Here is a 7,172-nt window from a genome sequence, read left to right as displayed (position 1 = left end):
ATATTAATCAGAAATGGGTTACTGATATTACTTATATCCCTACCCAAGAAGGATGGCTATATTTGTGTGTGATTATAGATTTATTTTCAAGAGCAGTTATAGGTTGGTCAATGGATAAAAGAATGAAAGCAGAACTAGTTTGTAATGCTTTAAATATGGCCTTGTTTAGAAGAGATTTTCCTACAGGTGTTATTATTCACTCTGACAGAGGTACACAGTATTGCTCAGAGAAATTTCAAAATCTCATAGGTGATAACTGGTTATTATCTAGTATGAGCTCTAAAGGCTGCTGTTATGACAACGCTGCTTGTGAAAGTTTCTTTGGAACTCTAAAGGTAGAATTAGTGAATGATGAAAAATATAAAACTAGAGATGAGGCTAAATCTTCAATCTTTGAATATATTGAAGCTTATTATAATACTAAAAGGAAGCATTCAACTATAAATTACATGACTCCTAGTCACTTTGAATATATAATGAAGAATGAAGTTAACAACTGTCCCAAATTAGCAGGATAGATCACTGCTCTGAAAAAAACTTTGAGTATGTCAAATCTTTAGGTGCAACTCATGTAGTAGACTATAATGATAAATCATTAATTGAGAAAGTTCTTAACTATACAAATGGTTATGGTATTGACAAGCTACTAAACACCTCTGGAAGAAATACTGATATTGCTTTAAGTGATTTACTTGCATTCAATGGACATTTTTTAGAGCTTTTGGATGTTGTAAGACCTACAGAGTATAATGATGTCTTTATGAGAAACTTATCCTTCCATCAATTAAGTTTAGGAGCAGCACATAGATATGGCGGAGACAAAGCAAAAAAACAACTTACAGAAGTAGGTGAGAAAATATTGAGCCTTGTTGAGAATGGATCTATAAAGCTTCCTTTAATAAAGACTATTTCTATCCAAGATATGCCGGAGACTCTAAAAGAAATGCGTAATGCTCATACTAAAGGAAAGTATGTATTAGTTTTATAAAACAACACGAGATCTCTAACGTATTTTTCTATTCTGAAAATAATGCTAAATAATCTTTATAGTATTTCTCTGCACTTACTGTAGAGTTATCTATTAATACTATATCTTGCTGAGGATGAGGTATGGAAAAAAATGCAAATGAAGTTCTTTCATTAATGGCATGTTTATCAAGGTTGACACGATGATTACAGGCAGGAAATCTACCTTTACTCCAATACTCCATGAAGTAACCATTAAAAATAGTTACATTATTGCTTGCTGGTATTTTCTTCCATTGACCTTGAGAGTCTCTATATTCTAGACCTTCACTTGTCCCAAATGGAAAAATTGTAAAAAGAGAAATATCTGTATGTTCAGTTAGCCGTAATTCTTGATGAAGCATCTCTTTTTTAACTTCAGGATAAAAATTACATGAAACCATATGAGCCATACCTTTATGCATATCATCTAAATTACTAAAATTTAAAAATGAAAGTATATTCTTCTCTAGTTTAATAATCTGTTTATAAATCTCATGCCATTCCTTTGATAAAAAACTCCCAAATTCTTTAGGAAAACAACTAGGCTCATGTAGGTTTGATAAAACAAATGAATGTAGTAGATCAGTTGCCCCTTGATTTGTACTATCTTCTTGTCCTAAATAAGAGTACCCATCAAAACCTTTTAAAAAGTTTTTTTGTAGATATTTGCTCTTGTAGGATTCTTCTCGTAATATAAATCTCTTTAAAGCAATTGTTAAATTTTGAGAGCTTAATAATACTGGAATATCTGTAACACAATACCCTTCTTTCATTAGCAAGTCAAACTGATGCTTAGTTATATTCATTAGATAAAATTCTACTTTTACATTTATTGGTTATGATAATATCCAAGTAAATAGAAATTACAATTTTTAACAACAGCAACTACCTGAGTATTTATTTCTTTTTAAACTCCATTGGTGTTTTACCTGTCACTTTTTTGAAACGATGAATAAAAGCACTATCACTAGAGTATCCCAAAGCTTGTGCTACTTGTGTCGTGGTAGTTACCTCTTGAGATAATAATGAAATAGCCTCTAATATTTTTACCTGCTGTTTCCACTGCTCAAAAGTCATACCAACATGCTTCTGAAACAGTCTAGTTAGAGTTTTACTACTCATGGCAAAATGCTTAGCTACCTGCTCAATTAAAAGAGCTTCTGATAGATTTTCTATGACATACTTGTAAATTGATTTTATAATATTAATATCAGGTATTTCTAAAATATAATCTTGTGGCTTTGCCGAATGTAACTGATCTATTATGACAGCTATTATATTATTTTGTTCCAAAGATAAATCCTCACCTTTAAAATTGCAAACCTCTAGAATTAGTTCACGTAATAAAGGAGATATCGAAATAACCTGTACTTTTTTAGGTAAATTAGCAAATTTTTTGGTACAAAAATATATACTCCGGAAATTTACTGGATTTTTACTTAGTGATCCATGTGGTACATTACCTGGTATCCATATAGCATTAGTAGGTGGTACTAGGAATATTTTTTCAGAAACTTGAGCTTCGATTATCCCTTTTGAACAATACATTAGTTGAGCTTGTTCATGATAGTGAAGCTCATCTAAAAATGGCTTGCCATTATGACTAACACCAAATACCTCAGGTATATTCTTTCTTAGCAATGGAGGATGTTTACTAACCATTAAATGTCCATATATATTTATAAATAGTCTAAATTATTATATTACGCCTAGATTAATTCTTCTACAATACCAAATATAAAACTAAGTTAATATTTTCAGGAGAACTGATCATGAAAAAAATTAATATTTTGACAATATTCTTGTTGTTTCTGTTTTCTATAGAATTTGGTAATAGTTTATGTTCTATAAGCTCATCATATCCATATCACAATATGTCAGCTAAAGATGGCGTAAACATGATATTAGCAATGTAAATTACTATATAGAGTATATACAAAAGCTATTTTCAAAAAATATATAAAGCTTAAACAATAAGGAACATATTATGAAAAACTCTTCAAAATGTACAATAAATACAGACTATCAAGTTATAATTGTAGGATGTGGCCCTGCTGGTGTAGCAGCAGCTATAGAACTAGGTATGCAAAATATCAAAACTTTAGTTCTTGAGAAATATAGCGCTCCTTTACTTAGTCCTAGAGCACAATATCTAAACTCAAGAACATTAAGCTTGTTAAAGCGCTGGGGAGTTTTTGAAAAGCTATCTAATAGCTCTCTTCTTAGTAAGGATTTTCCACAAAAGACTTCATGGCAAAATAACTTAAAATCTGACCCTATAGCTGTTGGTAGCACGAAGTCTAAAGGGTTACGAATACCTTTGTATATTACGGAAAATATACTACGAGAGAGACTGTCTAATTTTCCATCTGTAACCTTACTAAAAAATCATGATGTTGTTGATGTTGAAATATCCAAAGATATAACAAAAGTATCTGCCATAAATAAAGATAATCTACATTGCTCATTCTCATCAAACTATGTTATTGCATGCGATGGCGCAAACAGTATAGTCCGTCAAAAATGTAAGATCCCTTTTTTAGAGCTAGGTCCTAAAAGACAAATGCTGAGCATCTTGTTTAAGGCTAATGATCTAAAATCACAAATTAAAAACCTTGGCACGATGCATTTGTGCCTAACTAAAGATGGAGCTTCAGCAATTGGTCCTATAGATCTAAGAAATAAAGAAGAAATATGGTATGCACAGATCCAATACCCAGGAAAAACGTTGCCTTCAAAAGAGTTAGCAGGTGAAATACTTGATGAAGTTGCTGGACTAAAGATTGATAAAGATATAATGAACTATCATTTATGGCAAATGCAAGTACAAATAGCTGAGTACTTCACCTACTATCAAAAAGTTTTTCTAGTTAGTGATAGTGCTCATGCCTTTGCTCCTACAGGCGGACTTGGTTTAAATACAGGCTTTGGAGATATTGTAAATCTTTGTTGGAAGCTTGCATCTGTAATTCATAAACAGCAAAACTCTAATATTCTATCAACATATGAGTCAGAGCGTAGACCTGTTGCTATACGTAATTTACATGCTGCCGAACAAAATGCTCAGGATAGAATACTTGCAAAAGATAATATTCAAAAACTAGCTGAAATTTCGGATAAACAAGTTAATACTAGACATCTAACTCATGCTTATACTTATTTATATAGTAGTCTTACAAAACTAAATAGGTTACAACCTCTAGATGAAATAAAGAAAAATGATGATTATATAGCTCATGCAGATCCAGGTTACTTTCTTCCTGAAGTCTTTATTGATAATAAATCTATTTATGAAAAACTATCTCGTACTCAGTGGAGTTTACTAGTTATTGGCGATCATGATATAGATACTAACCCACCAGATGCAATATCTATATTAAAGCTTCCAGAAGATACATATCCTCACAAATATATTCTTCTTAGACCAGACTGGCATATAAGTGCAATTTTTGAAAATCTACCAAAAAATATCTCTCTACCTTATAGTCAGATAGTCTAATATCCCTTTAAAAATTATTTATAGAATGAACTACATTTTACTAAAACTTAAATGTCTAAACTTATGTATAAATAGTCTAAATTATTATATCAAGCCTCAAATAGTTCTTTTACAATGTACTATACATGATTAGCTAAAATTTAGAAAGAATTATAGTTCCAATATTTCATCTACTTAATTACTAATATAGCTAATCAATAAACAAAAACTATCTATGTATGTTTCGGTCTAAAGTCAACCAAAGATAGATAGTAAAACAAGACATCAAATAATAAGGAGAATACCATGAGAAAATCCATATTAACATTTGCTATTACTTTAATTTCGTTATTATCAATTTCAACAAATACTTTTGCTAGCCCTAGTGAAGTGAATAACTGTAACCTTAAAAAATTTCAAGTAGTTCAAAACCTATATCTATATATTAATTCTTCTAAGTTTAGCAATCCTCAAATAAAAGACTTTAAAGCTTTCTTTAACCCTAAAATTAAAATGACTACCAATAATATAGTTGTGGCAACAGGCTATAATCAGTTTAAAGAGCATTTTATTATGCTTAATAAAAACATTAAAGGTATATATGCTAGCAACTTCAATTACTTATATCAAAATACCCATAAATTGGTACTTAAGTATCAAATAAATGGAAAAGATCAAAGTAATTCTGAATTTAATACTAGAGAAATAGTATCTTTTGATTTTGATAATAAATGTCAAATAGATAACTGGGATCAAGTTGCTATAACAAACAAGCCTTTTGATATAAATAAGCTAAAAGTTAAAAACTAATAATATTAATCTACAGAAATTCTCTTATACTTAATCTTTGTAATAGCATCATACTTATCACCAAGGCGACGTTTCTTATCTTCGATATAAGCATCATAGTTACCTTCAAACCAAATCACTTCACTATTACCTTCAAAAGCAAGCATATGTGTAGCAACACGATTTAAGAACCATCTATCATGTGAGATAACCATAATACAACCAGGGAATGCTAAAATAGCTTCCTCAAGAGCTCTTAGAGTCTCAACATCTAGATCGTTTGTAGGTTCATCAAGTAGGATAACATTACCACCACTTCTAAGTAGTTTAGCTAAGTGAACGCGGTTTCTCTCACCACCAGATAGTTGAGAAATATATTTCTGCTGATCTGCGCCTTTAAAGTTAAATCTACCAACATACTGACGTGATGGGATAGTATATTTACCAACTGTGATTACATCTAAGCCATCGGCAATTTCTTCCCAAACTGTTTTATTATCATCTAGAGCATCACGAGACTGATCTACATATGCTAGATTTACAGTTTCACCAAGCTCAATCTCACCACTATCTGGAGTCTCTTGGCCTGTTATCATTTTAAAATATGTTGATTTACCGGCTCCGTTAGCACCAATGATACCAACGATAGATCCTGCTGGAACTTCCATATTTAGATGATCAATAAGCAGTCTATCATCAAATGATTTAACGATATCTTTAACTTTGATTACATTTTTACCAAGTCTTTCTCCCGGTGGAATATATAGTTCTTGAGTTTCATTACGCTTTTGGAACTCTTGTGAGCTTAGCTCATCAAACTTAGCAAGCCTTGCTTTTGATTTCGCTTGACGCCCTTTAGCATTTTGGCGTACCCACTCTAACTCATGCTGTAAAGCTTTACGATGAGCAGTTTCACGTTTTTCTTCCATTTCTAGACGTTTTTCTTTTTGTTCTAGCCACTGAGTATAGTTACCTTTGAAAGGAATTCCTTCGCCACGGTCTAACTCTAAGATCCATTCAGCAACATTATCCAAGAAATATCTATCATGCGTAACAGCTACAACAGTACCTTTATACTCTGCTAAGAACTTCTCAAGCCAAGCTACAGACTCTGCATCTAAATGGTTAGTAGGCTCATCTAGAAGTAAAATATCAGGGGCTGATAATAGTAGCTTACATAAGGCAACACGACGTGCCTCACCACCAGATAGTTTTGTAACATCAGCATCCCAAGGTGGTAGACGAAGAGCCTCTGCAGCAACTTCTAGCTTACGCTCTATCTCCCAAGCTCCAGCAGCATCTATAGCATTTTGTAGCTCGCCTTGCTCTTCAAGAAGTTTTGCCATTTCATCATCGGACATTGGCTCACAGAATTTTATACTGATTTCATCAAATCTAGTTAGCATATCTTTTAGATGAGAAAGAGCTTCTTCAACATTGCCTCGCACATCTTTAGTTTCATCAAGTTTTGGTTCTTGTGGTAAATAACCTATTTTGACACCTTTACGCGGAGCTGCTTCACCGACAATCTCAGTATCAAGACCAGCCATGATTTTAAGTAGCGTTGATTTACCAGAACCATTAAGACCTAGCACACCTATCTTTGCACCATCAAAAAAAGATAAAGAAATATCTTTAAGGATATATTTGTTAGGTGGCACAACCTTACCCACCCTATGCATTGAGTATATATATTTTTCAGCCATGAAAATTATTTTTTGAAATTTTAAGATAAAGAAATTATAGCAGATATATAATATGTCTCTACAATATAAAGACTAAGAAAATAAAAATATACCTAAATATATCTGTTATAAATATAAATAGGCTCTGTGCACAAAAATAAATTTTCATCGAAGCCAAATAAAAGTACAAGCTAATTTAATCATTCCTAGAT

General features: G+C 31.9%; 8 protein-coding genes. 5 read left to right on the top strand and 3 right to left on the bottom strand.

Annotated features, from left to right (window positions below; all coding sequences use genetic code 11):
* On the top strand, positions 1–518 hold a 518-nt coding region (locus AB8E56_RS10955), incomplete at its 5' end, for an IS3 family transposase (protein ID WP_329481046.1).
* A complete protein-coding gene (locus AB8E56_RS10950; RefSeq protein WP_329481047.1) occupies positions 497–988 on the top strand; it encodes a zinc-binding dehydrogenase in 492 nt (163 codons plus the stop codon). The genes AB8E56_RS10955 and AB8E56_RS10950, both read left to right, overlap by 22 nt.
* A gap of 28 nt (positions 989–1,016) precedes the next feature.
* Here AB8E56_RS10950 and AB8E56_RS10945 read toward each other — a convergent pair whose 3' ends face one another.
* Both AB8E56_RS10945 and AB8E56_RS10940 read right to left on the bottom strand, forming a co-directional pair.
* Positions 1,017–1,814 carry a 2OG-Fe(II) oxygenase family protein gene (locus tag AB8E56_RS10945; protein ID WP_329481045.1) on the bottom strand — a complete coding sequence of 266 codons (798 nt, stop codon included), beginning with the start codon at positions 1,812–1,814 and terminating at the stop codon, positions 1,017–1,019.
* Between the two features lie 91 nt (positions 1,815–1,905).
* On the bottom strand, positions 1,906–2,670 hold the full coding sequence (locus AB8E56_RS10940; RefSeq protein ID WP_329481044.1) for a helix-turn-helix transcriptional regulator: 765 nt from the start codon (positions 2,668–2,670) through the stop codon (positions 1,906–1,908).
* A gap of 110 nt (positions 2,671–2,780) precedes the next feature.
* On the opposite strand from AB8E56_RS10940, the gene AB8E56_RS10935 reads away from it, so the two are divergent.
* From AB8E56_RS10935 to AB8E56_RS10925, 3 genes are all read left to right on the top strand, one after another.
* On the top strand, positions 2,781–2,924 hold the full coding sequence (locus AB8E56_RS10935) for a hypothetical protein (protein ID WP_329481043.1): 144 nt from the start codon (positions 2,781–2,783) through the stop codon (positions 2,922–2,924).
* Positions 2,925–2,995: 71 nt separating this feature from the next.
* Complete coding sequence (locus tag AB8E56_RS10930; RefSeq protein ID WP_329481041.1) at positions 2,996–4,507, top strand: FAD-dependent monooxygenase; 1,512 nt, start codon at positions 2,996–2,998, stop codon at positions 4,505–4,507.
* Positions 4,508–4,792: 285 nt separating this feature from the next.
* Positions 4,793–5,296, top strand: coding sequence for a hypothetical protein (locus AB8E56_RS10925; RefSeq protein WP_329481039.1), 504 nt, complete (start codon positions 4,793–4,795; stop codon positions 5,294–5,296).
* 5 nt (positions 5,297–5,301) lie between these two features.
* Here AB8E56_RS10925 and ettA read toward each other — a convergent pair whose 3' ends face one another.
* On the bottom strand, positions 5,302–6,981 hold the full coding sequence (gene ettA, locus AB8E56_RS10920) for an energy-dependent translational throttle protein EttA (protein WP_329481037.1): 1,680 nt from the start codon (positions 6,979–6,981) through the stop codon (positions 5,302–5,304).
* Positions 6,982–7,172: the final 191 nt, after the last annotated feature.

The organism is Francisella sp. 19X1-34, assembly GCF_041102755.1.
GTDB lineage: Bacteria > Pseudomonadota > Gammaproteobacteria > Francisellales > Francisellaceae > Francisella.
Note: the sequence above shows the minus strand (reverse complement) of the source record. Positions and strands in the feature narration are given on the sequence as shown.